This is a genomic window from Ruegeria sp. BJ6 (assembly GCF_056537885.1).
In genome coordinates, this window is the sequence record NZ_JBQFSG010000008.1 from 184,618 (window position 1) to 211,092 (window position 26,475).

Annotated in this window: 19 protein-coding genes; 8 read left to right on the forward strand and 11 right to left on the reverse strand. The window is 55.3% G+C overall.

Going from position 1 to position 26,475, the window contains the following annotated elements; all coding sequences use genetic code 11:
* Positions 1-97 precede the first annotated feature (97 nt).
* From ACR0D6_RS16650 to ACR0D6_RS16660, 3 genes are all read right to left on the reverse strand, one after another.
* Positions 98-1,222: a TIGR03032 family protein gene (locus tag ACR0D6_RS16650; protein ID WP_480766323.1), complete on the reverse strand. Its 1,125-nt coding sequence runs from the start codon at positions 1,220-1,222 to the stop codon at positions 98-100.
* Positions 1,223-1,310: 88 nt separating this feature from the next.
* Positions 1,311-4,997: an autotransporter outer membrane beta-barrel domain-containing protein gene (locus tag ACR0D6_RS16655; protein ID WP_480766324.1), complete on the reverse strand. Its 3,687-nt coding sequence runs from the start codon at positions 4,995-4,997 to the stop codon at positions 1,311-1,313.
* Positions 4,998-5,362: 365 nt separating this feature from the next.
* Positions 5,363-5,548, reverse strand: a complete 186-nt coding sequence (locus ACR0D6_RS16660; RefSeq protein WP_480766353.1) for an ectoine synthase — start codon at positions 5,546-5,548, stop codon at positions 5,363-5,365.
* Between the two features lie 61 nt (positions 5,549-5,609).
* Between ACR0D6_RS16660 and ACR0D6_RS16665 the strand changes: the two genes are divergently transcribed.
* Both ACR0D6_RS16665 and ACR0D6_RS16670 read left to right on the forward strand, forming a co-directional pair.
* Complete coding sequence (locus tag ACR0D6_RS16665; RefSeq protein WP_480766325.1) at positions 5,610-6,488, forward strand: LysR substrate-binding domain-containing protein; 879 nt, start codon at positions 5,610-5,612, stop codon at positions 6,486-6,488.
* A 137-nt stretch (positions 6,489-6,625) separates the two neighbouring features.
* A complete protein-coding gene (locus tag ACR0D6_RS16670; protein WP_480766326.1) occupies positions 6,626-7,132 on the forward strand; it encodes a hypothetical protein in 507 nt (168 codons plus the stop codon).
* Positions 7,133-7,236: 104 nt separating this feature from the next.
* On the opposite strand, the gene ACR0D6_RS16675 is transcribed toward ACR0D6_RS16670, so the two are convergent.
* The 7 genes from ACR0D6_RS16675 to ACR0D6_RS16705 all read right to left on the reverse strand — a co-directional run bounded on the left by ACR0D6_RS16675 (position 7,237) and on the right by ACR0D6_RS16705 (position 16,859).
* Positions 7,237-8,103 (reverse strand): alpha/beta fold hydrolase, encoded by an 867-nt coding sequence (locus tag ACR0D6_RS16675; protein ID WP_480766327.1) that lies wholly within the window; start codon positions 8,101-8,103, stop codon positions 7,237-7,239.
* A gap of 243 nt (positions 8,104-8,346) precedes the next feature.
* A complete protein-coding gene (locus tag ACR0D6_RS16680; protein WP_480730838.1) occupies positions 8,347-8,673 on the reverse strand; it encodes a hypothetical protein in 327 nt (108 codons plus the stop codon).
* A gap of 139 nt (positions 8,674-8,812) precedes the next feature.
* Positions 8,813-12,667 (reverse strand): autotransporter outer membrane beta-barrel domain-containing protein, encoded by a 3,855-nt coding sequence (locus tag ACR0D6_RS16685; RefSeq protein ID WP_480766328.1) that lies wholly within the window; start codon positions 12,665-12,667, stop codon positions 8,813-8,815.
* Between the two features lie 37 nt (positions 12,668-12,704).
* A complete protein-coding gene (locus ACR0D6_RS16690) occupies positions 12,705-13,856 on the reverse strand; it encodes a TIGR03032 family protein (RefSeq protein ID WP_480766329.1) in 1,152 nt (383 codons plus the stop codon).
* Positions 13,857-14,049: 193 nt separating this feature from the next.
* On the reverse strand, positions 14,050-15,012 hold the full coding sequence (locus ACR0D6_RS16695) for a TAXI family TRAP transporter solute-binding subunit (protein ID WP_480766330.1): 963 nt from the start codon (positions 15,010-15,012) through the stop codon (positions 14,050-14,052).
* Between the two features lie 59 nt (positions 15,013-15,071).
* The gene (locus ACR0D6_RS16700) at positions 15,072-16,097 is read right to left on the reverse strand and encodes a D-cysteine desulfhydrase family protein (RefSeq protein ID WP_480766331.1); all 1,026 of its coding nucleotides are present in this window, start codon (positions 16,095-16,097) and stop codon (positions 15,072-15,074) included.
* Between the two features lie 6 nt (positions 16,098-16,103).
* Positions 16,104-16,859: a TSUP family transporter gene (locus ACR0D6_RS16705; RefSeq protein WP_480766332.1), complete on the reverse strand. Its 756-nt coding sequence runs from the start codon at positions 16,857-16,859 to the stop codon at positions 16,104-16,106.
* A gap of 80 nt (positions 16,860-16,939) precedes the next feature.
* On the opposite strand from ACR0D6_RS16705, the gene ACR0D6_RS16710 reads away from it, so the two are divergent.
* Together ACR0D6_RS16710 and ACR0D6_RS16715 are read left to right on the forward strand one after the other, a co-directional pair.
* Positions 16,940-17,833, forward strand: a complete 894-nt coding sequence (locus ACR0D6_RS16710; protein ID WP_480766333.1) for a LysR family transcriptional regulator — start codon at positions 16,940-16,942, stop codon at positions 17,831-17,833.
* 303 nt (positions 17,834-18,136) lie between these two features.
* Positions 18,137-21,514, forward strand: coding sequence for an AAA family ATPase (locus ACR0D6_RS16715; protein WP_480766334.1), 3,378 nt, complete (start codon positions 18,137-18,139; stop codon positions 21,512-21,514).
* A 243-nt stretch (positions 21,515-21,757) separates the two neighbouring features.
* Here ACR0D6_RS16715 and ACR0D6_RS16720 read toward each other — a convergent pair whose 3' ends face one another.
* The gene (locus tag ACR0D6_RS16720) at positions 21,758-22,657 is read right to left on the reverse strand and encodes a LysR substrate-binding domain-containing protein (protein ID WP_480766335.1); all 900 of its coding nucleotides are present in this window, start codon (positions 22,655-22,657) and stop codon (positions 21,758-21,760) included.
* 139 nt (positions 22,658-22,796) lie between these two features.
* Here ACR0D6_RS16720 and ACR0D6_RS16725 point away from each other — a divergent pair, with 139 nt between their 5' ends.
* Genes ACR0D6_RS16725 through ACR0D6_RS16740 form a run of 4 tightly spaced genes read left to right on the forward strand, consistent with a single transcriptional unit; the run spans position 22,797 to position 26,438 of the window.
* Positions 22,797-23,891 carry an aromatic ring-hydroxylating oxygenase subunit alpha gene (locus ACR0D6_RS16725; RefSeq protein ID WP_480766336.1) on the forward strand — a complete coding sequence of 365 codons (1,095 nt, stop codon included), beginning with the start codon at positions 22,797-22,799 and terminating at the stop codon, positions 23,889-23,891.
* The gene (locus tag ACR0D6_RS16730) at positions 23,885-24,640 is read left to right on the forward strand and encodes a class II aldolase/adducin family protein (RefSeq protein ID WP_480766337.1); all 756 of its coding nucleotides are present in this window, start codon (positions 23,885-23,887) and stop codon (positions 24,638-24,640) included. Before ACR0D6_RS16725 ends, ACR0D6_RS16730 begins: the two co-directional genes overlap by 7 nt.
* The gene (locus ACR0D6_RS16735) at positions 24,637-25,284 is read left to right on the forward strand and encodes an enoyl-CoA hydratase/isomerase family protein (RefSeq protein WP_480766338.1); all 648 of its coding nucleotides are present in this window, start codon (positions 24,637-24,639) and stop codon (positions 25,282-25,284) included. Before ACR0D6_RS16730 ends, ACR0D6_RS16735 begins: the two co-directional genes overlap by 4 nt.
* A complete protein-coding gene (locus ACR0D6_RS16740) occupies positions 25,281-26,438 on the forward strand; it encodes a CaiB/BaiF CoA transferase family protein (protein WP_480766339.1) in 1,158 nt (385 codons plus the stop codon). Before ACR0D6_RS16735 ends, ACR0D6_RS16740 begins: the two co-directional genes overlap by 4 nt.
* Positions 26,439-26,475 lie beyond the last annotated feature (37 nt).

A 26,475-nucleotide genomic window follows, 5' to 3' on the forward strand; every position in this document is an offset into this window, starting at 1 on the left:
GAAGTCGGTGGCGGGCTCCCGCTGATAGTTGGATCGGATAGAGTATCTCGCGATCTGGATTGTTGCAGTCAATTCACTTTGGGAACTGCTAGCTGGGCTAAGGCTGCGTTATCAGCGAAGCCGCTTCGGGCGTGCCTGGCGCAATGGCAATTGGGCACAGGTGACCTGGCAACAGTTCAAGGTCGTAAAGTTCGGCAACTGCCCCGTCGATGCGCAACCAGTCAACGCAGGTTTTGGTCTCAAGGTCGATGATCTGAATGCCACACCAAGGATCACTGTCGGCCTCGGCCAGTTTTGCGTCCAGCTCCAACCCTTCGAACCGTTGGTAGCGTGGCTTGGACAGTCCGACAAACGCAAAGCGGCCATGAATCGCTAGGCCTCGTGTGAAGCCAGGGCAGAAGACATGGGGTACAAACCGGCCTTTACTGTCGCTGTCGAACTCAACCTCTCCCAGTTCGCCCCGGCCCGAGTTCAGCACCCATAGGCGTCCGTCATGTAGGCGAGGAGAATGAGGCATCGAGAGGCCTTGGCAGACGATTTCATCGCTCTGGACATCGATGACAATTCCGCCATCCGCGCGCCGGTCGCGCCATCCATCGATCGTGTTTGAGCGGCTGACAGCGGTGACATATCGAGGCCGCCCGTTTTGCATCGCCAATCCGTTCAGATGACAGCGATCCTCGTCCACCAATGCAGAGACGAAAGGCGGCCGCCAGACCTCGCGAAAACTGTGGCGCGGGTCGGGCGTGGCCAGGCAATTGTAGCGGGTGTTGACAAAAATCGACCGCCCATCCGCATCGATGCCCAGATCGTGCAAATCCAGCCGCCCGGTGAATTCACTCCGCCGGGGCATGAACCCCGCATCGAAAGTGTCGTTCATCCGCTCTTTCGGTTCCAAAACGTTCTGAAAGTGCAAAATCTGATCGTCAGCAGCCACGGAAAGCCCGTGCGCACCATGCCGGTGCAGACCCATCGGGCGAGGAAGACTCATCTGGTGGATATTGACCCCGCCATCAGGTTTGGTACCGACAAGATACAACAACCCGGACTGATAGGACGAAAAGGCAATCGATAGCCCGAGGCCTGTCAACCGCGCCGAAAACCCGGCAGATATTGAGTAGCGCACATCAGACGCATCTGATTTTGCAGGCGCCTCAAACGCGTCTTCGGCAATTTGCTCAGGCTGACTTTCCGCAGAACCATTCACGTCGTTTTCATCCATCCTGTTGTTTCAGCGTCTTCCGACAGATCTGGTGTTTCGCGACGTTACAAATCTTATTCCAACAGAAAAGCCAACCGGCATACGTGTCCTAGAACCGGAATTCAAATCCGATGTTGCCGCCGAAGGTATAGTCACTGGAATTGCTGCCCAAGCCGGTTTCGCCGCTGATTTCGCCAAAGAAGGTGGTTCTGTCAGACAGCGCTACATACCCGCCCAACGTCAGAGCGGCAGTGTTCCTGCCGCGCTCTGTCAGGATAGTGTTGTTGCCGAATGTCACGCCGGTTTCGTTGTCGAAAGCATGGTAGTAGTCCACCTGACCGAACAGCACGGAATTCCTCGCAAAATTATGCTCGGCGCGCAGACCCAAACGGGCTGTCAAAGTATCCCCGTCGGCCAATGATCCGGTTTGTCTGCCGCCGGCAAGATCGGTGACATCATCCGTGTCGATATTGCTGTACATCAGTTGCGCCTGCGGCACCAATGTCAGCCCGTTTTGCACCGTAATAAGTTTGCCGACTTCGACAGACAGACCGAAACCCGTGCTGTCCTTATCCACCGCTACCCCGCCATTCGGGCGGATCGTGCTGTCAAAGATGGCATAGCGCAGCTGTCCGTCGACATAGAGCTGACCGTTGTGGATCCACAAAGCGCTGAGCGTTACATCGTAGGCGTCAGTGTCAATGTCAGTGCTGGTCAGCGACGTGGTTACATCGGTGGATAGGCTGCTGACCCCGAACTCAAGCCCGCCGAAGACCAGACCGCTTGCAAGGTCGGCCAACGGCAGACCCGCGCCAAAACGCAATCCGCCGCTGTTTGTTGCAACGTCACGATCATCGACGCTGTAGCTGTCGCGCTGACCTTCGGCCTGCACCCATACGACAGGCTGTGTTGTCGAGGTAAGTTCGCTCAGGGCCCGGCTGACCATGTTGGCGTCGGACGATCCGCGCTGCCGTGCGGCCATGACCCGTTGAAGGGCGGTGCCAAAGGCGAGATGGTCATTGAACTGCTGAACACTAACCGCGAAGAACTCACCGCCCGGGTTTCCAGTCACTGCTCCGGAATTGCCAAACGGAGTCAGAACGAATTCACCCGCTGCAGCATCATACACAAGACGATAGGCAATCGCCCCGTCGCTGATCGCCTGCGCCCCGTCGTTGGTAACGAAATCAGCATTAACCAATCGGAAATCGCTGGAGGTGCTGGCTCCGGACACCGTGACCAGGGTGAAGGTTTGCGCAGTGTCCACAGTGCTGCCAATTGCATCCACCTGCAGACCCTGACCAACACCAGCACTGTCACCTGACACGAACACCGCGTCATTGGTGCCGTTGGTCAGGTTCACGTCCAGACCGATCGTTCCGCTGCCCGCAAGGTTGCCGCCAAATGTCAGTCGGTCGCCAGCCGCTCCATCGGCCAGCGAAATCAGGCCATTATTGAGCACATTGCCGTTGAGTGCGACATTGCCCAAGCCAACGGCTCCGGCAAGGAACAGACCGGTCTCATTCACCTGTAGATCACCACCGAAAGTGAAGTCGGCGATTCCTACAGTAACGCTGGAAGCAGCCTTGATTTCCAAAAATTGGACGTTCACCGGCGAGGAGTTCAGGTTCAAATCGCTGCCATTCTCCGCGATCACACTCTCCCAATTGGCAATGGAAAGATTACCCATCGCACCCGAGAATCCCGAGAAGGTCAGAACATCCTCGGCACCATCTCCGCCGTCGAACAGTGTCGCGGCGCTGATATCCGCACCACGTTCGACAATCAGCGTGTCCCTGCCACCGTTCAGCCGGACAGAGCCTGCAACCGAAGACCCGGACCGAAGTGTGATCTGACTATCGCCATCGTTGTTGCTGATTGCATTACCGGAGGTGGCCGAGACCGCAGCACCATCCTGCAGATCAATCACGCTAAGCTGGGCGGCAGCGGTTTCGGCCACAATCCCAGTATCACCGCCGCTGACTTCTCCGGACGTGGCGATCGAAATACCACCATCACCAGCGTGCCGGGCAACAATCCCGGTTCTTCCTGACATGACATCGCCAGTCGTGGTGATCGACAGATCGCCGTTTGCGGCAGCGTTTGTGATCTGTGCGTAAATCCCGTCACCACCTGTGCCGGTGACATCAGCCGCGTTGATGGTCAGCCTGCCGGTGCCGTTATTTACAGCGTCTATGCCAAAATCTGTGCCCATTACTTCGTTGGCATTGACGGTCAGATTTACGCCTGCGTTTCTGGCATAAACACCCGAACCGTTAGTGGCAGTGACGGTTCCTGAACTGGTGATCGACAAATCACCCGTACCGGAATTGAATGCGGCGACACCGGCATCATTACCTGACGCATTGACTAGATCTACAGAAAGATCAGTGCCGGAATTGCCCGCCGCAATTCCGAAATCGTTTGCGCCGGATACAGTACCTGCGCTGGAAATTGTTAAAGCGCCCGAGCTGTTATTCAGGGCTAAGATTCCATTGCTGCCCTGACCGTCGACATCCCCCAAGGTTGTTACATTCACAGAACCGGTAGGGCCGTTATGCTGAACTCGAATTGCGGTCCCGCCCGTCGTTACATTGGATCCGGCGGTAAGGTTCACGTCACCCGAGCCGCTGTGCCTCACTTCGAAACCTGAATCGTTACTGTTTACTCCACCGGAAGCCGTAATATCGATGTTGCCCGTACCGCTGTGTTGTACATCAAAACCAGGACCGCCAGTGCCCCCTGCGGCCCCATTACTCGTTACTGAACCCAAAGCCGAAATGTTCAGATCGCCCGTGCCCTGATTGCGAACGAAAACGCCACTGTCTTCTGAAACGACCGTTGCCACATCGACCGTAACGGCACCGCCCGCAGCACTATTGCGAACCTCGACGCCGCGGTCACCGTTGTCATTGCCGCTGATAAGGTCGCCCGTCACAGAAACCGATACATCGCCGGTACTGTAGTTGCGCGCATCAATGCCGTCGTGCCCCCCCGCGGAGTGAATTGCAGTAATGGTGAGGTCACCTCCCGTCGTTTCATTGCGAGCGTAGATGCCGTCTGCAAGGGTCCCACCCCGCACCTGTCCGGATGCAGTGATCGTCAGATTTCCAGTGCCTTCGTTACGCGCATCGATGCCAGCGCCCTGAATCCCCCCTGTGGAGTGATTTGCCTCTATGGTGAGGTCAACTCCCGTTGCCTCATTGCGAGCATAGATGCCATCGAGAGCATCGCCCGGTGCGTTCGTGGAACCACCTTGCACCTGTCCGGATGCAGTGACGGATAGATTTCCGGTACCTCCGTTACGCGCGTAAATACCGGCTCCCGCACCGGTTACATCCACTGCGTTGATGGTCAGGTCTGTGGCTCTTGAACCGCTGCCGCGGTTTCTGGCGTAGATACCATTTCCGCCTTCACCGATCACGGTTCCTGTCGTTGTTATCGTTGACGTACCTCTGCTGAAACCATAATTCAGCGCGCTGATACCACTCTGATTTCCTGTAACGTTTCCTGAAATCGTAACTGACATTGAACCAGTCGCTCGCAGACGCAGAGCATCGGCGGATGCAGGTGAGTTGGAATTGTCGAGCCCGAAATCAGGGCTGGATGTTACGACCAGATTGTTCCCGCCATTAATAGTTTGACCACTGTCGGTGCCTGTGGGGCTCGCGGGACCGATACAGAGATACGTGTTCGTCGCATAGGAAAAGGAGCAGCTCCCCGCATAAACCTGCCGCGAGTAACCCAACCCGGTGACACTCGCCGCAATGGCTGAATTTAGAACGAGGCGCTTCATGCTGCTGTGCGCCGGTTTCTGTGCGGTGTTTGCCTGTTTCGTGGTCATTCAATGCCTACCCAAATTTACTTTCCGCCGACGTCTTCGGAACGCCGATCTATGTCTTTTCGTCGATGTGATTGGTCCGCGTTTCGCGCCCCTTGCATCTATGTGAGTGATGGTCACATCTTCATCTGTCGTGATCTCAAGAGGTGTCGTCTGTAGTGCATTGATGAATGACTGGGCTCATGTGGGGTTTTTTGGAGCTGAGGCGACAGTCACCATTGCTAAAAAGCGACGGGTCAATGCTCGCCACTTTGCCATTCCTCTGCAGTGCTCTATTGCCGCTTTCAATTGTATTATTGAGGTCGAGTTTTGTTTTCTGCTCATATCTGCCCAAATTTACTTCCAAGACAGTAGCTTCCGTCCTTGCGGTGAACTTCTTGCCAGCTGAGGGGAGGGGTGAAGACGCAGACAGGCGTTAAGCTGGCGTCCGTGGTTTGGGCGACATGCCGGTCATACGTCTCTCGATCAACTAGATTGCGTGAGGTTTCTTCGGTTGACCCCGATATAACTGCTTGTAACTAAATATTCCTATCGAGTTTTTTTGATACTGCTGTTAGATATTCTCACATGACGGAAAACCTCAGACACCTCCGTGCCCTGCAGGCCTTTGACGAAACCGCGACCCACTCCAGTCTGACAAAGGCTGCGGATGTATTGAGCGTCACTCACGGCGCGATCAGTCGGCAAATCAAGTTGCTGGAACAACATCTTGGCGTGACGCTTTTTCATCGTCGGCCCAATGGCGTTGAACTGACCGAGGCCGGGGAACGCCTGTACCAGTCAACACGCGGGGCGTTTTCTGCCTTGCAGTTGGGTGTGTCGGAGGTGAAGCGACAGCATCACCGCCAATCGATCACGGTGTCTTTGTCGACATCGCTGGCGCTAAAATGGCTTGTGCCTTTGCTAAGTTCGTTTCAGCAAGCGCATCCGGATATCACCTTGTTGCTGGATACCAATGATGCCTTTGCCGATTTTGATAGGTCCGGGGTCGATGTCGCCTTGCGGTTCGGAGAACCCGGTTGGGATGGGCTCTATCATGAGCAAATCAGACAAGAGGAATTGATTGTCGTCGCCGCGCAGTCCCTCGTTGAGAAAACGCAGCTGCCGATGCGCGCCGAGGATGTGGCTGACTTCCCATTGTTGCACGATGAATTCAATACCGGGTGGGACATTTGGGCGGCGCAAGTTGGGCTGAGCGCAGATCGGATCAACTCACGAAACACCAAATTTGTGGACAGCGCTGTTCTTTTGGAGGCCGCGATTGATGGGCAAGGCGTCGCATTGGCAAGGCATCTCTTGGCAGCAAGAGACTTGGAACTCGGTCGACTGACCCGTCTTGATGAAACTAGTGTTCCATTGAACCGTGGGCTCTACTTTGTTTGCCGACCGGGCGAAGAAGAGCGGGCCACGGTGAGAACGTTCAAAAAGTGGCTCATGTCTGTTTGAGCTTCAAGTTTCAGTTCTGTTTCCGCAAGAGCGGTCATCGGTCCAATTCTCGCAGAAATTGGCTCCAATGCGGACAAAGGGGACATTGCCGAGATTTGAGACTGGAACCATTTGAATTTCCTTATATTTATTGAGGGATGAAAATCGGCGATTCAATCAAAGTTAGCGACCGCATGCAGACCGGTTACACATATCGGTTAGAGGCGCCCGTGGGCGAGAATTTTTCGCCAGAATTTCGACCATTCTTGTCCCCAAAAGAAATGTTGGAAATGGGTGTGTTTGAAGGGAAATACTGCAACGATTGCGTCAGTGAATTCCCGTCAAGCTGGTTCGAAAAAGCCAAGATAAGTGAAAAGCCAGATCCAAAGTACAATTATTTCGGCGTAAAGAGCCGTCAGCCTCTCTCGCATTGGCGGCAAAAGGGTTGGATATATGGCCCTGACCCGCGAGGGTGGTTTCAGTGGTATTGCCGATATTTTTTAGGTCGACGCATCCCAGAAATCGACGCAATCCAGATCAAACGTTGGAGAGCATTTTCCCGTCACGCTGGCCAAATTCGTGCCAATTGCTTTCCGGGGGATATCTTCTGTCGTCCACGCCAACGGCAAGCCTTGTTGCAATGGGCATATGACCCAATGATCTGAAAGCAACTTCAGGCTCACTGCGAACCTCTGATCAAAGGCGGAATCCTCTGATCAGATTGGCCCGGACCCACACTTATTCTGCCGCCAAAGTTTCCGTTGACTTGCTACGACAGACTGGCAACCGTGCCGACAAATTCGGTCCACCGTTCGCGGTCCACAAACCCATAATGTCCTGCGCCCGCCCACTCGTGCGCGGTGCAGTTGGGAAGTTCAGAGCAAAGGTGCCGAGGCATTTCAGGCGAGATGATATCGTCTGCAGTACCATAAAACATTTCCACCGGTTGCCGGATCGCCTTTGGCGAAAATCCCCAATCCCAAAGAGCCATGGTCATTTCGAAAACACCTTCCTCGTGTTGTTGATAACCAAGACGAAAGTTCTCTTCGAACAAGGCCTGCTGCTCTGGATTGCGGAGAATTGTTTTGGCTTCGTTGGGCATTTGGTCAACGACAGACTCCACGTATGAAGGGATGTCTTTCAGAGCACTTTTAGCGCCCATACGCTCTGCCCAGCGGATCAATACAGTCAGATGACGCAGTTTCGCGATGGTCTTCAGATCCTTCAGTACCAGCATTTTGGTAACGCCGGGCTCATCGAATGGCGCCACAGGAGAAGCGAGTGCAACTTTGCGCACACGTTCGGGCATGTGATATGCCACCGCCAAAGCGTGAGGGCCGCCCCCTGAATGGCCCGCGACGTTGAATGTATCGAGACCAAGATGATCCGCCAGGGCCTCCATATCAGCGCCCCAATCGACCATTTTCCGATCCTTCTTCGGACTCGACCCTCCGACACCGGGCTGATCTGCTGCAATCCATCGCACTCCAAGCGAAGCGGTTAGACTGTCGTCGGGCTGACGAATTACATGAGAGTCGGAAAACCCGTGGCTAAAAATCACAGGTGTTCCGTTTGGGTCGCCGTAAGTGCTGAAAGCGAGTGTTCTACCATCTCTGAGAGTTATGTGGTTGGTCACGTTGATCTCCTAAAATGAAAAACCCTTAGGCTATTGGTTTACTAGAGTGTTGGCTAAGATTTGATCCAATGGTACGAGCCGTTCTCACCTATTAGGTATCATATTCATTGGTCCGCAAAATGAAGCGCAGAAGTCAGTTTGGGCTTTATCCGGACTGAGCAGCTTGTTTGGTGACAATCTGATCGAGTGCTTGAGGAAAGCTCCGACCTCTCGGAGCTTTCGCCGTTACGAATGCATCTATACCTAGTCGGTGAAAGTGTATTCACCCAGATCACACAGGTTCAGCTCATAATCTTCGGCCTCAGAACCGTCGGCAAAGACGCCACGGATATCATAGACGCAGGTCGTCAACCCGTCTGCGATATCCACGCCAACTTCATATCCAGGGGCCAGATAGCCACCCGCCAAAAGGTTTGCTTCCCAATCATCGGATGATGCCGGGGAGACGTTGAATTCTATCAGGTCGGCACTGCTGTCGTTGTAGAGCAGGAATTCCAGATCTTCCGCCTGAGCCGGCGAATGAACGGCCAATGCCGCCAAGACCAGTGCCGTGGAGATTAGAGTTTTCATTATGTTGATCCTTCTGTTTGATCGGTTGATTGGTTGTGGGCCACCTTTGCCCGTGAATGGTTTTGTGAGTGAGCTGTGCGGTGGCCCACAAGAGACGGCGCGAGGAGGAGTGCGCCGTCATTGTCTCGTGGAGGAGGGGTCAGAACCGGAACTCGAAACCCAGTTGACCAGCAACGCCATAGTCGTCAGAGCTACTGCCAAACCCGCTCTGGGCGGATACTTCTCCGAACAAAATGGTGTTTGCTGCGATGTCCATGTGTCCTCCCAGTGTTAGAGCAAGGTTGTTCCTGCCGCGCTCTGTCAGGATTGTGTTATTGCCGAATGACACTCCGGTTTCATCATCAAAAGCATGGTAATAGTCGAACTGGCCAAAAAAGACGCCGGTGCCGAACTCCCGCTCGGCCCGCAAACCAATGCGCGCACTCAGCGTATCCCCGTCAGAGACCGTTCCAGCGACACCGCTTGAAACATCGTTGAGATCGTCGGCATCAACACTGCTATAAAGAAGCTGCGCTTGCGGAATGGTATTCAGGCCGTTGTTCATGCGGAAGAACTTGCCAATCTCGATCGAGGCCGCATATCCATCGCCGTCGGTATCAACGTCCTGTCCACCTGCCAGCCGGGTTGTGCTGTCAAAGAACGCATAACGCACTTGGCCGTCCAGATAGAGTTGACTATCAGCCAACCACAACGCGCTCAGCGTCACATCGTACGCGTCGGTGTCGATCTTGCCGTCAGCCAAAGATGTTTCGCTGTTTGTTGAAAGTGTTGTTGCACCGAATTCAAACCCACCGATCAGAGAGCCGCTGCCGATTTCGGCAAACGGCAGACTGGCGCCCACACGCAGGCCGCCGCTTGTCGTTTCATTCGTGCGATCACCTGACGTATAGCGGTCACGCCCACCTTCGGCGTTTAGCCAGACCAGCGGTTGGTCTGTAGAGCTGAGTTCGATCAGGGACCGGCTGACGGTGTTAGTGTCTTCACTGCCTGTTCTGCCGGTCAGGCGGCGCAACGCGCCATCCAATGCAATCTGGTCACTGAACTGCTGGATGCCGGCAGCAAGGAATGCACGGTTCGGATTCATGTTCACCCCGCCGTTTGCCGTGAAGGGAGTGAGAACGAATTCACCGGTTGCCGGATCGTAATCGAGCAGGAAGGTATATGCGCCGCCGACGATTGCGGCTTCACCGCCTTTGGTAACGAAATCACCGTTAACCAGTTGGAAATCGTTGGCAGAACTCGTGCCGGTAACTGAGGCAAGCGCATAGGTCTGCAGGTTTGTTTGGCCACCGGATTTCTGAACCTGCAATCCTTGCTGTGCCCCTGTGCTGTTACCTGTCACAATCAACCGGTCGTTGGTTCCGGCATCAAAATCGATATCAAGCGCCACAGTACCGGACCCCGACAGATCGCCGCCAATAGTCAGGCGATCACCCCCGTGCCCATCCACCAAACTGACAAGGCCATCGTTGCTGACGTCACCGTTGACACTGACCGCACCCGATCCGGCAAATCCGGCCCGGAAACTGCTGGTTGTGTCGATCCGCAGGTTGCTGCTCAGAGACCGGTTTGCATCCCCGGCATTGATGGTCGAACCGTTGTTTGCCGCGATAAATCCAATACCTGAGGCTGAACCGTCCAGAGTCAGGACACTTCCATTGTCTGCCGTCAGGCTTTCCCAATTGGTGAACAGAGCGCCATCAAAACCGCCGCTGAAGCTTGAAAAGGTCAGCGCGTCCTGCGTGCCGCCACCGCCGTCGAACAGGGTTGCCGCGCTGATATCTGCGCCCCCTTCAATCGTCAACGCGTCGATGCCGTCATTCAGACGCACCGCTCCTGCAACCGTTGATCCTGCTTTCAGGGTGACCTGACTGTTGCCCTCGTTATTGGTGATCGCCTCGCCGGATGTGGACGAGACCGATGCGCCGTTGCCGAGTGTTAGCACGCTCATCCCACCAGAGTTCGTTCGGGCGTCAATCGCCGCGCCCGAACCTCCATTAACGGTGCCGGCAACGTTCACCCGCAACGCGCCATTGCCATAGTTGCGGGCATAAATACCCCGAAACCCGCTGCTGACGGTGCCGGACGTGCTAATGGTCAGGTCGGCGTTACCCTCGTTTCTGGCGTATATTCCTGCGCCGCTGCTGCCGATTGCTCCGGCAGTTGAAATAGTCAAAGCACCGCTGCCCAGATTGACCGCGTAAAGCCCGTTGACTGAGCCAGTTATCGGCCCCGCGGTCGTAATCGAAAGGTCAGTTGCTGGCGCCCTGTTAAGCGCAAATATTCCATTTGGCCCGGTCGCGGTGACAACCGCCGAAGAGATCGTCAGCGCACCACTGCCATCATTAAGTGCAACAATTCCATCACCACTACTGGTTACCGTGCCGCGCTGCGTATTGATCGAAAGATCGGTGCCACCTTCGTTGCGGGCGATCAGACCGTTGCCAGCTGTGCCAGCGACATCCGACGTGGAAATCGTCAGCGAACCACTGCCTTGGTTGGTGGCTGCAATTCCGGTCGTACCTGTGACCGTTCCCGCTGCGGTGATCGACAGATCCGTTCCTGAGGCGGCATTGAGAAGGTATATTCCTTCTTCCGTCGCTCCTGTAACGTCGTTGACGGAAACCGTCAGCGCACCGGAGCCCTGGTTACGTGCTTCGATCCCTTTCGTTACAGCGCTGATCGTTCCGGTGGATGTGATCGACAGGTTAGCGCCATAGTTGGTCAGGTTCAGCCCGTTCAGGCGGGTCGATGTCACATCCGCAACCGAAAGGGTCATATCACCCGTGCCGGTGTTTCTTGCGGAAATCCCACGCCAGTTACTTGTGACCAGCCCACTTGTGGTTATCGAAAGGTCGGTGCCGCTGTTACCGGCAAAAATGCCCGAATTATTGGCGGTCCCGGTGGCATTGGCGGCTGAGATCACCAGCGCGCCTGCACCGTAGTTGCGGGCATTGATGCCGTAGCCATCATTTGTACTGATTGCGTCTCCAACATCGATGGTCAAACCTCCGCTTCCGCGGTTGCTTGCCGAGATAGCACTGCGACTGCCCGTAACGGCACCCGATGCCGTGACCGAAAGATCCGTGCCGGAGCCGTAGTTTGCCGCCCTTATCCCGAAGCCGTTGGTTCCAGTGACTTCCGCAGTCGAAATTGTCAGCGTTCCTGTACCGTGATTAGCGGCCATTATGCCATTGTTACTGCCGCTGACACTCTGAGCAGCCGTAACCGATAGATCAGTTCCAGTGGCGCCGTTGTAGGCAAAAATACCGTCTGCACCGGACCCGGTAACCGCCGCCGCCGTGATCGACAGCGCACCGCTACCGGTGTTTCGAGCATGGATCCCAGACCGGCCCCCTGAAACGATCCCGGAAGTTGTGACTGAAAGGCCGGTGCCACGGTCATTCCTGGCATAAATCCCGTCAACAGCTGCTCCGCTGACATTCGCCGCTGTTATTGAGAGATTCCCTGCCGATAGCACACCGTAATTTCGGGCGTAGATACCGTGTCGCGCTCCGCTGAGCGTGCCGGTCGTGGTCACCGTCAAATCGCCGCCGCCATATGCGACAGCCCTAAGCGCGTCATTGCTCCGCGAAATGATGGTTGAAGCATTATTGTCGGTGAAGGTCAGGCCTGAATTACTAAACAGATCCATGGCGTTTGCGGAATTGAAAGGGTCAATGCCGAAGCCCGGCGTCGTTTCTACAGATATGGGCGCGCCGTTGATGATCGTCACACTGATGTCGTTTACCGGATCAGCTGGCCCGGAACACAAGAATATGCCGGGGACCTGCGGGACGCAGCTCCCCGCAAGCGCAGAGCCTGCAGTCAGTAATGTGGTCGCGCCAAGTGCCGCTGCAGAAACGCCTGAAAGCACACGTCCCAGTGCTGGAGCGTAACTTGCCACTTGTCCCTTGTACTTCGTCATCCGACCGCCACGCAGACGGATTGCACGCCAGTGTGGCAGGCTCGTGCTCTGATCTATTTTGTTCATTATGTCCGTACCAATTTTATTGCTTTGTTGTTGAATTTTATGTGTTTTCTTCGCGCTGCTCTGGCTTTGGCAGGGTGATCAGCGTCGCCGCTTCTGAGGTGTCAGGCGCAATTGCCATCGGGCAGAGGTGACCCTGCACGAGTTCAAGGTCGTAGAGCTCGGCCACCGCGCCATCTATCCGAAGCCAGTCCACGCAAGTCTTGGTCTCAAGATCAATTATCTGGATTCCGCACCATGGCGCGCTGTCGGCCTCGGTCAGACGGGCCTCAAGCTCCAGTCCCTCGAACCGCTTGTAACGGGGCTTGGACAGGCCTACGAAAGCGTAACGTCCATGCAAGGCCAGACCACGGGCAAAACCGGGACAAAAAACATGTGGCTTGAAACTACCCTTGCCGTTCTGGTCGAACTCCACTGTGCCCAACTCACCACGTCCAGAGTTCAACAGCCACAGCCGTCCGTCATGCCATCGCGGCGAATGCGGCATCGACAGATTGTCGCAAATGATGTCTCCCGACTCGACGTCAATAACGATACCCCCATCCGCACGCCGGTCACGCCAACCGTCGATCGTATCCGACCGGCTGACAGCTGTGACGTATCGGGGGTGTCCGTCCCTCATCGCCAGCCCGTTCAGGTGGCAACGATCCTCAGCCACCAGCGATGATATGAATGGCGGTCGCCAGACCTCACGAAAGCTGTGGCGCATGTCCGGCGTTGCGAGGCAATTGTATCGTGTGTTGACGAAGATCGGCTTGCCTGTGGCGTCGATGCCAAGATCGTGTAGGTCAAGCCGCCCGGTAAACTCGCTCTGACGCGGCATGAAGGCCGCGTCGAACAGATCATTCACGCGCTCATGCGGATCAAGCACGTTCTGAAGGTGCAGAATTTGATCATCTGCCGCCAGTGACAAGCCATGCATCCCATGACGGTGAATTCCCATTGGTCGAGGAAAAGCCATCTGATGGATGTTGATCCCACCACCCGGCTTGACCCCGACCATGTAAAGGAACCCCGACTGGTAGGAGGAAAAGGCGATGGACAGCCCAAGCCCTCCAAGTCGGTCGGCCAGACCCGCTGAGACCGAGTAGTCAACTTTGGGTGTCGGAGGGGAAGAATCCGCCGTGTTGCCTGCATGCCCCTTGCCAAGGTGCTGGGGACAGATAGGGGTCTGCTCTTTCGTGTTCTGCATACTCAAAGAAGCCTTTTTGGCACTCGCAGTGCTCTTTTGATGCCTTCTTGATTGCTTCGGCCACTGTAACTGCGTTTGAACCCAAATCATTCCTCTGTTGGGAATGGAATTGTCTATGTGGGGCCACTTGAGCATGGCTGCATCAATGCGGCCCCGACATGGGTTGGACGACAGTGTCCGAAGATTTCCCTGCTTACTCCAACAGTCCTTTTTCCTGATAGTACTTCAGCGCACCCGGATGGATTGGCGCCGAAAGACCGGCGGTTACCATTTCCTCTTTAGTCAGATTGGCGAAGGCCGGGTGAAAGGTGCGAAAATCATCGAAATTCTCGAAGATGGCCGAAACCAAAGCATAGACTGCCGCATCAGATACGTTGGCCGACGTTACAAGTGTTGCGCCGACCCCAAAGGTCTCGACGTCGTTATCGGTGCCGCGATACATGCCGCCGGGAATTGTGGCCGAGCGGTAATAGGCGTTGTTATCGATCAAACCGGTCACAGCATCACCCGTCACTGGCACCAGCTTGGCGTTGCACGTGGTGGCAGCCTCGGTCAGATTACCCGAGGGATGGCCGGCCGTGATAATGAACGCGTCGATCTGGTTGTCGCACAAGGCGCTGGATTGCTCCGCTGATTTCAACTCGGCGGCGAGGGCGAACGTGTCTTTGGTCCAGCCTTTGGCGTCCATAAGCACCTCCATGGTGCCACGTTGGCCGGAGCCGGGATTGCCGATGTTAACCCGCTTGCCTACCAGATCGTCAAAATGCTCGATCCCCGAGTCTTCGCGCACCATCACGTTGAACGGTTCGGCGTGAACGGAAAACACAGCACGCAAGTCTTCGAATGGTCCGGCTTCTTCAAACTTAGAGGTGCCGTTGAGCGCGTGGAATTGCCAGTCGGACTGTGCAACGCCAAATTCCAACTCACCTTCGCGGATGGTGTTGATGTTATAAACCGAACCGCCGGTGGATTCGACCGTGCATCGCACGCCGGTTTCCTTGCGGTTCTTGTTCATCAGACGGCAGATCGATCCACCGGTGGGATAGTATACACCGGTCACGCCACCTGTGCCGATCGTGACAAACTCTTCCGCCTGCGCAGCCACACCTCCGAGCGAAAGTGCCATAGCCGAGGCCAAGATCAGGTTCTTCCTCATTGTTTTCTCCCTTTATATTTTTTTGTTTGTTTATGTGTGCGGTGCTTTTGCACCCGGTTCTAAGCGAGTGATCCGATCACTTCCTGATATCCAAACAGTGCTGGCAGGCCTCCGGTATGCAGCATGACGACCTTTTGGCCCTTGCTGATGATCCCCTCGTCCAACAGCCTCAGAAGCCCGGCAAATGTCTTTGCCGAATAGACCGGATCCAAAAAGATACCTTCGGTACGCGCCATGAGGGTCAGGGCATCAAGTGTTTCTTGCCCGACTTGCCCATATCCGGGTGCGAGCACGTCATCCCAGACTTTGATATCGTTCATGACGATCGAAGGGTCGAAATCCATCAAGGCAGCCAAGTTCCCCAGGACTTTTTGCATGCGTGCGTTTTGCTGCTCCTGATCGCGACGAACGCAGATTCCATGAACGGGCGCGCGCATTCCGGACAGCCGTAGACCTGTCAGAAACCCGCCGTGTGTTGAACCGCTGCCAGAAGGTACGACCGCGGCATCAAAATCGCTTATTTGCGCGCTCAGTTCCGCACTACCCTGCACATAGCCCAATGCCCCCAAGGGCGGATGGTCGATGCCAAGGTGGATGACATAGGGCCGGTGACCGGCGGCAACCAGCTGAGCCGCCCTTTCATGCAAGGCATTGTCCGCGCCGACTTCATCTTCGCCCACCGAAAAGTGCATATGTACAGCGCCCAGAATTTTGGCCAGCAGGACATTGCCTGATTGGTAGTATTGCTCTCCCATCCCCGGCACCCGCTCTTCCAGTTGCAGAACGGATTTCATCCCGAGACGTGAAGCAGCCGCAGCCGCTGTGCGCACAAAATTCGACTGTACCGCTCCGGTAATCAGAACAGTATCAGCCCGCTGTTGTAACGCTTCGCCAAAATAGAACTCCAACTGACGAGTCTTGTTGCCACCAAAACTAAGCCCAGTCAGGTCGTCCCGCTTAAGCCAAAGGTCTATATCCAGGCGGTCTGACAGGCGATCCAGCCTTTCGACCGGTGTGACTTCGGTCATCAAACGAGCGCGCGGGAACTCAGACAATTTCTGGTCGATATTCATCTGTTCAGTCATCACGTGTCATCCAACCAGATAGGCGCGGCGGAACAGGGCCGCGCACGCGAGGATCGAGATTATTCGAATTGCGTGGGTTATGGCCTGCTGTGGCAGCAGTGGGCCGATCAGGTGCCCCAACAGGCTGCCCGCAATAGTGGCCGCGACAAACGGCCAAAGCCACGGAGCGCTGGCAAAGGCCGACCAGTCTGACAGGCAATGCAACGCAAAAGCCGAGCCATATGCGACCAGTGCCACAGGTTGCACCAACCTACGAGCTTCATGCGGGGTGCGACCCAATGCCAGAAAGCCCAAAATCATCAAAGGACCGGGGGTCGCGGCCCATACCGTAGCAAGGCCAGACAGGCCCGAAATTGCCTGAAATCCCGGTAGGCCAACCCTGTTTTCCTGCGGCAACAACGAAGTGGCAACTCCGACAAGTAAAAGAACACCTGTCAGGGCCAACACCATGCGTTCTGACAGATAGGGGTAAATCAAGAGACCGAGAGCTATTCCCGCTAAGCACCCAATAACTGCATTCCGGATCAGTGCATTGTTCTTCAACCACACCCGCCTATTCGACGCGACAAGCGATACGAGCGTGTTCAACATGAGCAAAACCGGAACAGCCGTGGCCGTCCCCAGCAACACCATCATCACGGGCGCTACCACGATGCTGAATCCAATCCCGACGCCAACCTGAATCGCTGCACCTGTTAAAATGGCAAGCAGCAAGATCAGTAGGTCAGCGGGCACGTTTCGATCCATTGTTTCGCAGTTCATGCACGGAACGGTAACGCCAGGTAATCTTAATGAAAAATCATCTTATTGCATTTATTGATGCACTATTGTTATCAATTCATATGCGTATCACTGCCCGACAGATTGAGCTTTTCCAGATGGCCTATCGACATCGGTCCACGCGAAAGGCAGCAGATGCCCTGCACATATCGCAGCCTGCCATTAGCCGAGTGGTCGCCGAGTTAGAGGCAGAAATGGGCGTGCTCCTGTTTGATCGATCAGGACGCAAGTTCGAGCCAACCTCTGCGGCACACAGTTTGCAGAGGGCGGTTCAAAAACACTATCAAGGTTTGGAACGTATCCAGGAAGCAGCGATCCAAATCGCCTCTGGCACAGGCGGGCATTTGCGTGTGGCAACGGTTCCGGCGGTGGCCGATACCCGTGTTGCGACTGCGGCTGGTAAACTCATGGCGGAACTTTCCGCCCTAAGGGTGGATGTCGATGTTCTGGATGAGAAGGCAGGGATGGCAGCATTGCGTGAAGGACGGGTGGATTGCGCAATTGTATCGTCTGACCCCGGCGACCCAAATCTGTCGTGCACTCGACTGGCCGACCTACAACCCGTGGTGATTGTTCCCCGCGATGACCCGCTGGCTGATGCGCGCAAAGTCTCGCCTGCCAAACTCGCGGAGGCGCCCCAAATCATGCTGACACCGCGCAGCCCGTTCCGCCGTGCAGTGGAGACAATGTTTGATAGCTGTGAAGTTTCGTTTCAGGTCAGAGCCGAGGTTCAGACACAATCCGCCTTGGTACGCATGGTCGCCCAAGGTGCAGGCCGTGCGATCGTCGACATTGATATTTTAGGCGCATCGCAATTGGGCGATGTATCAGCTGTGCCTTTGACTTACGACCTCAACTGGCCGGTCCGATTGATCACCTTTTCCGCATCAAATGACATTCCCGGTTTGCAGAGATTTACGAATGAACTGAAAGAGCACCAAAGTCAGGCCCATTAGATTCAAGAGTATAGCTGGTACCGTTGTCTGAAGAGCGAGCGATTGCGCGTGAGTTTTTTTGAAAAGCGGAAATAGAGGAGCTACTAATAGGCAGCAACGCTGACCTTGGCTGTAACCACCAGACCTCTGTGCGCGGCTCGCAAAACTGGACTGACACGGTGCTCAAAGCCGTCGGACAAAACCAGTAACTGAATACAATATTCCGTAAAAACTCGCTGCTTTCCGACAATGCAACGAGCTGTGATGGATCGAAGTAAGGTAATCGACTAAACTGGAGTCGTTTCAACCGTCCGAGAGGCATCAATGGCTCAAGATGTCGGTGAATGGCTCGAAAAACTAGGCCTTGGCGAATATGCAGAGGCCTTCGCCACGAACAAAATCAACTTCAAACATCTTCCTGATCTCAGTGAAGATGACTTGGCAGAACTTGGGGTCAGCCCACTCGGTGACCGTAAGCTGCTGGTACATGCGATAACTGCTCTTGCCGGTGATGGATTTCAGCAGGTCGTACCAGGTAGGCATCAAGCCCAAGTCAGTCCTGCACAGGGTCCTGACGCTGAACACCGGCAACTGACAGTTCTCTTCTGCGATCTCGTTGGATCAACCGCACTTTCACAACGGTTGGATCCAGAAGATTTGCGTGAAATTATGCAACACTATCAAGTCACTGTAGCCGAGGTAGTGATGCGCTTCCAAGGGCATGTCGCCAAGTTCCTAGGCGACGGCGTTTTAGCCTATTTTGGTTGGCCTCGTGCACACGAGAATCAAGCTGAAAGCGCTGTTCGAACAGGCCTGGCATTGGTGCAGGCGGTGAGAGACTTGAAAAAGGACGTGAAACAGAACCTTTCGGTCAGAGTTGGAATTGCCACAGGGCATGTCGTGATAGGTGACATCGTTGGAGAGACGGCGTCTGAGAGGGGTGCTGTAGCCGGGGAAACTCCTATACTGGCTGCTCGTCTGATGAACCTGGCATTGCCTAATCAGGTTGTAACTGACACTGCCACGCGCAAATTAGTAGGAGGCGCGCTAAAATTTGAAGACCTTGGCGCTCAACAGCTTAAGGGCTTTGAACAACCAGTATCGACTTGGAAAGTTGTCGGAGAGCCCAATCCGGATACACGGTTTAAGTTGACCCATTCCGGGCAACTGACCCCATTTGTCGGACGCGAGGATGAGATTGAGCTGTTGTGGCAGGCTTGGCAGCAAAGCCAAGAAAATGTGGGGCAGGTTGTTCTGATTTGCGGTGAGCCTGGCATTGGAAAATCCCGATTGTTAGAAGCCTTGCACGGCAAACTCAGTGAGACAGACTGCACCTGTATTACACTTAGCTGTTCGCCGTATCACACTAACAGTGCACTTTACCCTCTTATTGTTCATCTAGAGCAGCTTTTACGTTTACGTGCAGAGGATGAGCCCTCGGATAAACTCCGCAAACTGGAAGACGCACTTCGGGGGACCAACTTGCCGCTCAATGATGTGGTACCCTTGATAGCCTCATTGCTGTCAATTCCGTTACCTGATGAAAAATATCCGCCGTCGTCGTTGACGGCGCAAACGCAAAAGCACCAGACCATGGATGCCATTGTCGCTTGGTTATTGGATGAGGCTCGGCAGCGGCCCGTCTTGTTGACCTGGGAAGACTTGCATTGGGCAGACCCTTCAACATTAGAAATACTAGCGTCTCAGATCAGACAATCGCGGAACGCTCCAATACTAAATGTCCTGACCTGCCGTCCAGAATTTCGACCGCCGTGGCAGTGCGATATCCAGATAACAACAGTCAAGCTTGGTCGCTTGAAGAGGTCAGAGGCAGAAACTCTGATCAGGCAGCAAGCCAAAGGGCTAGACCTACCTCAAATGGCTGTCGAACACATTATTGGCAAGACTGATGGCATACCGCTCTACATCGAAGAATTGACCAAGGTGATGCTGGATTCCAGCCTTTTGGCCGAGCGAAACACAGGCCGTGAACTGCCCCACCATATTTCCAGTGCAACGATCCCCGCGTCGCTGCAAGATTCCTTGATGGCAAGGTTGGACCGGTCGCCTAAAGCGCGGGAAGTAGCACAAGTTGCCGCTGTGCTTGGTCGAGAGTTCGATTTCCAAACATTGCAGGCTGTTTCTTCATTTGAAGAAACGGCCCTAAGGTGGGCGTTGGTACAGTTGGTGGATGCGGAACTTCTCAATCAAAGGGGGAAACATCCTCACACCAGATACTCTTTTAAGCATGCGCTCATTCGAGACACAGCTTATGGCAGCTTGCTGAAGGCAAAGCGGCGGCCGGTACATCAACGGGCAGCTGAAATGATTGAGACGATGCATCCTGAGATTACCAGGAAAAGGCCTGAAATGGTGGCCTACCACTTTATGGAGGCTGGCAGCCACGAAAAAGCTATTGAGTATTGGTTGAAAGCTGGAGAGCTGGCAATTGCCCGTTCGGCAAATATGGAGGCCATTGCACATCTGAAAACAGGCTTAAAGCTGGTGCCCGCAATCCGACAACCTACCAACAGAATTGAGACTGAGTTGGAGTTGCAGTCAAAACTTGCCGTTCCTTTGACTTTCGTGAAAGGGTGGTCGTCCCCGGATGTGCGGCAGGCTTACCAAAGGGCCCGTAAGCTTTGTAATCGCCTTGGCCGAACCGAAGATTTATTCCCAATATTAAGAGGGTATTGGAATTACCATCTAACCAGAGGAGAGCATAAGCAAGCTTTGCATCTTGCAAGGAGACTGAGCTCTCTTGTGACGTCGGCAAGTAGCGCGCACCAGCGCGCATTGAGTAACAGAGCGCTTGGAACCAGCCTGTTTTTTGTGGGCGAGTCCGAAAAAGCAAAAGAGTATCTGCAATCTGGCATAGATATTGATGACGCACTTTCGAAACACATGCGCCACGTGGAAGTTGCCATTCACGGAGATAGCGCGGGCGTTGTATGCAGGCTATATGCTGCATGGAATTATTGGCTGATCGGTTACCCTGATACTGCTCTGAAACTGGCGAATGAAGGGCTTGAGCTTGGTCAGGATCTGTCATTCAGCCACTGCATTGGATGGGCCTTGTGTTTTAAGGCCGTAGCTCTGCTGTATCGCAGGGAATTCGTTGCGGCGTTGTCTGTGTCCAAAGAGGCGATCGCCCATGCAGCGGAGCACGATTTAGCGCCGTGGCTTGCCATTGGAACCATGTGCTGTGGCCGCGCCCTGACTGGGCTCGGCAGGATTGACGAAGGGGTTGAACTGCTGCTGGACGGGCATGCAAAATGGCACAAAACCGGAGCACGTCTTGGTGATACACAATGGCTTGGTTTTCTAGCCGCTAGCGGTATCGAAACGCATGACTTGGATAGCGCGTGGTCTGCTTTGAGAAAAGCTAACGCAGCGAGCGATGCGAACCGAGAGCGGTTCTATTTTGCTGAACTGGCAAGACTGGAAGGCGTCCTGTTAGCTGAAGCCGGAGATGAATCTGCAGCGGAAAAACAATTCAAACTCGCAATTCGGAGGGCGCGCGCGCAACAGGCAAGATCGCTTGAGCTGCGTGCTTCTACCAGCCTTGCAGCACTTTGGAAAAGTCAGGGAAGTGTTACACGTTCAAGAGAACTGCTGACGCCTGTTTATGACTCGTTCTCTGAGGGTTTCAACACTCCGGACCTTAACGATGCCAAAGAACTTCTTGATAGTCTCCGGTAGCGAACGGCCGCAATGAATGGTGGTCTGCCGTAATAGGTTTTTGCGGTTGAAAAGTGGTCTTAGGCCGACGACCCCACTCTGCAAAGTTTGCTTTCGACATTTTGCTACTGCTCCTTCCCAGAGCAATAAAAGGCACAATGGGCTCAGAGCCAGATCAACATCTTGGAAGCAAACCTGTATCGCACGAATAGGACGATCCATTGCGTGCCCGTAGCGCCCATTTCCGTCTTTAAGGGATATGTTCTAACGGTGGCTCTGGCCGGCTTCTTCGACTACCCAATCTCGGAAAGCTTTCAGTTGCGGCTGGTCCATAGCGTCCGGCGGGTAGACCAGATGATAGGACCGTGACGGCGCGAAGTCCTTTTTGAAAGGTCGAATAAGATGGCCGGACCGCAATTCACTTTCGATGAGAGGAAGCAGCCCGAGCGATACCCCTTGGCCCGACAGAACGGCGCGGAGCAGGACACTGGAGTCGTCGATGACGACGCCGGGCAGATGGCCACCGGTTTCAACGCCCATTGAATCGAACCATTCCAGCCAGTCGAATTGATCCTTCCAGTGCAACAGCGGCAGGTTCAACAGATCCCCCGGATTGTTCACGGCTGGATTGCTCGCCAACAGCGAGTGGGCGAGCACAGGCGACGTTTTGAAACGCAGCAAGGGCTCGGAGATCAGTCCGGGCCAGCGCCCGTCGCCCCACGCCAGCATCATGTCTGTCTGGCCGTCCGAAAACTCAACTCCGCCGGGCGAATACTGCAGATGCAGGCCGGTATCGGGGAAACGCTGCCAGAAACTGAACAGGCGTTTGGACAGCCATTGCGAACCGATCAGGGCACCCACCCCAACAGTGATTGACGTGCGGCCAGCGGTTTGACGCACGTCAATCACCGCCTTGTCGAGCCTCGCAAAGATGGCGTCACAGGCTTCGGCGAACTGCTGTCCTGCTTGGTTCAACGTGACCGACTGGGCGTTGCGGTCAAACAACGTGCAGCCGAGATAGGCTTCAAGCGACTTGACCTGTGAACTGACAGCCGTGGGTGTCACGCCCAACTCGGCCGCAGCGCGTTTGAAGTTTCCGAATTGTGCAGCAACGGTGAAGACACGGACTGCGCCGAGCGGTGTCTGATTGGACGGGTCCGGCATAAGTAGACCAACCTGAAATTACCCTAGGTATAAAAACTTTTTATCTATTCATCACATCTAGAGCAAGGCAGGCTGCGGCTCAGCGGTACGAAATCGAACTGGCGGAACCAGCAAGGCATCAGTAAGAAGCGGAGGGCAAATGTCACGAGATACGCCATTGGCAGCGCGGTACTATGTCGAGCCGGATTGCTTTGAGACCGACAAAGAAAAGATATTCTTTCGCAGCTGGCAATGCGTTTGCCATGTGTCGGAAATTGCAGAGCCGGGCGATTTCAAGACCTTTACCATCGTCGACGAGGATATTTTTGTCATCCGCGCCCCGGATGACAGCATCAAGGGCTATTACAACATCTGCCGCCATCGCGGGCATCCACTGGTAGAGGGTGAAGGCAAGGGCAAGCGGGTGCTCGTCTGCCCCTACCACGCCTGGACCTATGAGATTAACGGCAAGCTGCGCCGCGCGCCGGGATCGGTGGAAAGCGATGGGCTGACGTGCGACCAGATCAATCTTCGCACGATCCGGGTCGAGGTCTTCTGCGGTTTTGTCTTTGCCAATCTGGACGAAGATGCATCGCCGATGGGCCCGGCACTGGAGGAATACAGGGAAAACCTGCTCAGCTTTCATTCTGACCCCGAAAAGTTGCGGTTCGTCTGCGAAACCGAGATCGAGCACAAGTCCAACTGGAAGCTGTCGGTCGAAAACTACAATGAATGCTACCATTGCCCGACGGTGCACGCGAGTTCATTGACCCACGGTGTTCTGGATATGGAGGGCTACACCACTGTGCCACGGGGCATGACCATCTGGCACGACGGGAAGGCCCAGACAAAAAACGAAAAACAATACGACTACGATCTGAAGGCCAGCCCACGTGCGGGTGACTACGGTGCTTACTGGATTTGGCCCAACGTTTCGATGTGCTGTTACCCGGGTGGCTATTTCACTATCCGACAATGGCTGCCAGTAGCCTGGAACCGAACCATCTACCGCTACCGCTGGTTTTCCAGCGGCGCGATTTCGGATGAAGAAGTCCGAGCTCTGATGGTCAAACACCGAGAGACCACCGGTGCCGAAGATGAGGTCGTGGTCTCGAAGATCCAGAAGGGCATGCAAAGTCGCGCATTTGAACCCGGCCCCTATGTCATCGGCGATGGCTGCGGCGCGATGAGCGAAGTCGGATTGCGCCATTTCCACAATCTCTATCGGGATGCATTGGGAGAACCGGAATGCTGAACGCGCCTCATGATTCCACAGGCACAGAACAGATCCGGCATGACTTGGCCGCACTTTACCGGTTGTCGCATCACTATGGCTGGACCGATCTGACCTCCACACACATTTCGGCGCGTCTGCCGCAAGATCCCGAACACTACTTGCTGAACTCGCACGATCTGATGTTCGATGAGATCACGGCATCAAACCTCACCCGCATGTCCTTTGGCGGAGAGGCTGTGGATGATCATCCGGGAAGCGGCAAGATCGTCAATCTGGCCGGTCATATCATTCATTCCGGCATTCTAAATGCGCGGCCAGATGTGAACTTTGTGATCCACAGCCACACTCGGGCCGGTGTGGCCGTTTCAGCCATGCCTGAGGGTTTGCAGCCCCTGTCGCAACATGCGGGGTTCGTACTGGGCACCCTGTCGAGCCATCCCTATCAGGATTCAACCGCAGTGGAGGATGAAGGCGCGCTGCTGGCGCGCGATCTGGGCAGCAACTTTGCCATGCTTTTGCAGAACCACGGGCTATTGGCGGTTGGACGGACAGCGGCCGAGGCTTTCATTTATCACTACTACCTTGAGATGGCCTGCAAAATTCAGGTGGATATTCTGGGTGCCACCGACCGGCCCATAGAAATCACCGAGGAGGCAATGGCAGCGCTGCACGATTGGGGTGCGCCAGAAAGCGGACCACATGGCCAGTTACAATGGCCCTCACTGATCCGGATGCTGGAGCGCACGGTGCCGGAGTTCCGGACATGAGCGGAACCAGCCTGATCCGAACCCAGCGCGAAGGTGCTTGCCTGACAGTCACGATAAACCGACCGGATAAGGCCAATTCGCTAACGAAGGATATGCTGGTTGCACTGAGGGATATTTTTCGCGCGACCGTCGGGGACTCGGAGCTTCGCGCGGTAATTATTACCGGCGCGGGAGGACGAGTGTTTTGTGCGGGTGCTGACCTGAACACGCTTTATGACGATTTGGACGGCCCCGATCCGTGGGGCGAAATGGCCGAAGCATTGCGAGCCGTACCGGTACTTACTCTGGCCGCCATCAATGGGCCTAGCATCGGTGGTGGCCTGACGCTGGCGCTTGGCTGCGACATCCGGGTCTGTGTGCCCGAGGCTCGCTTTGCCTATCCTGTTCTCAAAAACAACGTTATGCCGGGGCAGTACGATGTGGATAAATTGCAGGCGCTGACCGGTCCGGGCCGTAGTGCTGCAATCTTGCTGGGTGGCAATGTTGTGAGCGCAGATGAGGCCGCCGCCTGGGGATTGGTAGACCGGCTGGTGCAACGGGACATCCTGACGGAAACCTGCCGCAGCCTCTGCGACACCGCATTGGCGGCAGACGGAGCACATCTGAAAACACTCAAAGCCATGCTGAGGAGGGGTTCGCAATGAAAGGCATCCGCGTTGTCGACATGACCTCGGTCTTGTCCGGCCCGTTTTGCACCTGGCTGCTGGCCAGCCTTGGCGCCGACGTGATCAAGGTCGAAAACCCGGGTGGCGATCTGGCCCGGGGCACACCGCCGTTCGAGGACGGCATCAGCCTCTATTTCGCTTCGCTGAACCGCAACAAACGGTCAGTGACGCTGGATCTGAAGACCGAGCAGGGCAAGGAGGCCCTGCACCGCCTGCTGGCCACGGCGGATGTTTTTGTCGAGAACATGCGCCCTGGCGTGCGCGATAGGCTGGGCTGCAGCGATGCCGATCTAAAGCGGATCAATCCGAAACTAATTTCTGCCTCGATCAGCGGCTTCGGTCAGACCGGCAGCCTGTCGCACCGCCCAGCCTATGACATCGTGGTGCAGGCGATGAGCGGTATGATGAGCATCAACGGAGAGCTGGATGGCGATCCGACCCGGGTCGGTTTTTCCGTGGGCGATATCGCTGCGGCCCTGTTCACAACCATCGGCATCCTTCAACGGCTTTATGAACGCGACGCCAAGGGGGCGGACGAAACCAGCCATTTGGATGTCTCCATGCTGGCCTGTCAGTGGGTGTGTCTGGAGAACGCTTTTGCCCGCTATCTCAACGCCGGCATCGTGCCAGGGCCGATCGGCTCGCGCCACCCGTCGATGACACCTTTTGAGCCCTATCCAACTGCCGACCGGGACATTGTAATTGGTCTGGGCAGCGAAAAGGACTGGCCGCGCTTTTGCGAGGCAATCGGTTACACCGCGCTTCTGGACGACCTGCGGTTTCAGGGCGATGAGGCGCGGCTTGCCAACCGCGATGCGCTGGATGAGGTTCTGGGCACGCATCTAAAACAGCATCCGTCGGCATATTGGATGGAAATCCTTGTAGACAATGCCATTCCCTGCTCGGTGGTCGAGACCATCCAGACCATTGCCGACAGCCCGATTGCCAAAGAATACACCGCATTTTCGAACGTCGAGGCAGGAGCATCCGGGCGCATTATGCAGTTTGCGCGCAACCCCATAGCGGACCGCGAATTGCAGGAAAGCCCGGCGCCAGAGCTGGGACAGCACACCTCGGAAGTTCTGACCGAACTTGGCTACGACGCCGCCACCATTGCAGCATTGATGCGCTGACCCCGTCCGGGCGCTTTCTTCCAAGACACCAGCAGGA

Excerpts from the sequence above, each read along its gene's own strand:
- ACR0D6_RS16730 (WP_480766337.1), top strand. The coding sequence starts at position 23,885 with ATGCTGAACGCGCCTCATGATTCCACAGGCACAGAACAGATCCGGCAT.
- ACR0D6_RS16700 (WP_480766331.1), bottom strand. The coding sequence starts at position 16,097 with ATGACTGAACAGATGAATATCGACCAGAAATTGTCTGAGTTCCCGCGC.
- ACR0D6_RS16690 (WP_480766329.1), bottom strand. The coding sequence starts at position 13,856 with ATGCAGAACACGAAAGAGCAGACCCCTATCTGTCCCCAGCACCTTGGC.
- ACR0D6_RS16710 (WP_480766333.1), top strand. The coding sequence starts at position 16,940 with ATGCGTATCACTGCCCGACAGATTGAGCTTTTCCAGATGGCCTATCGA.
- ACR0D6_RS16685 (WP_480766328.1), bottom strand. The coding sequence starts at position 12,667 with ATGAACAAAATAGATCAGAGCACGAGCCTGCCACACTGGCGTGCAATC.
- ACR0D6_RS16665 (WP_480766325.1), top strand. The coding sequence starts at position 5,610 with ATGACGGAAAACCTCAGACACCTCCGTGCCCTGCAGGCCTTTGACGAA.
- ACR0D6_RS16705 (WP_480766332.1), bottom strand. The coding sequence starts at position 16,859 with ATGAACTGCGAAACAATGGATCGAAACGTGCCCGCTGACCTACTGATC.
- ACR0D6_RS16735 (WP_480766338.1), top strand. The coding sequence starts at position 24,637 with ATGAGCGGAACCAGCCTGATCCGAACCCAGCGCGAAGGTGCTTGCCTG.
- ACR0D6_RS16725 (WP_480766336.1), top strand. The coding sequence starts at position 22,797 with ATGTCACGAGATACGCCATTGGCAGCGCGGTACTATGTCGAGCCGGAT.
- ACR0D6_RS16720 (WP_480766335.1), bottom strand. The coding sequence starts at position 22,657 with ATGCCGGACCCGTCCAATCAGACACCGCTCGGCGCAGTCCGTGTCTTC.
- ACR0D6_RS16650 (WP_480766323.1), bottom strand. The coding sequence starts at position 1,222 with ATGGATGAAAACGACGTGAATGGTTCTGCGGAAAGTCAGCCTGAGCAA.
- ACR0D6_RS16695 (WP_480766330.1), bottom strand. The coding sequence starts at position 15,012 with ATGAGGAAGAACCTGATCTTGGCCTCGGCTATGGCACTTTCGCTCGGA.
- ACR0D6_RS16655 (WP_480766324.1), bottom strand. The coding sequence starts at position 4,997 with ATGAAGCGCCTCGTTCTAAATTCAGCCATTGCGGCGAGTGTCACCGGG.
- ACR0D6_RS16715 (WP_480766334.1), top strand. The coding sequence starts at position 18,137 with ATGGCTCAAGATGTCGGTGAATGGCTCGAAAAACTAGGCCTTGGCGAA.
- ACR0D6_RS16670 (WP_480766326.1), top strand. The coding sequence starts at position 6,626 with ATGAAAATCGGCGATTCAATCAAAGTTAGCGACCGCATGCAGACCGGT.
- ACR0D6_RS16740 (WP_480766339.1), top strand. The coding sequence starts at position 25,281 with ATGAAAGGCATCCGCGTTGTCGACATGACCTCGGTCTTGTCCGGCCCG.
- ACR0D6_RS16680 (WP_480730838.1), bottom strand. The coding sequence starts at position 8,673 with ATGAAAACTCTAATCTCCACGGCACTGGTCTTGGCGGCATTGGCCGTT.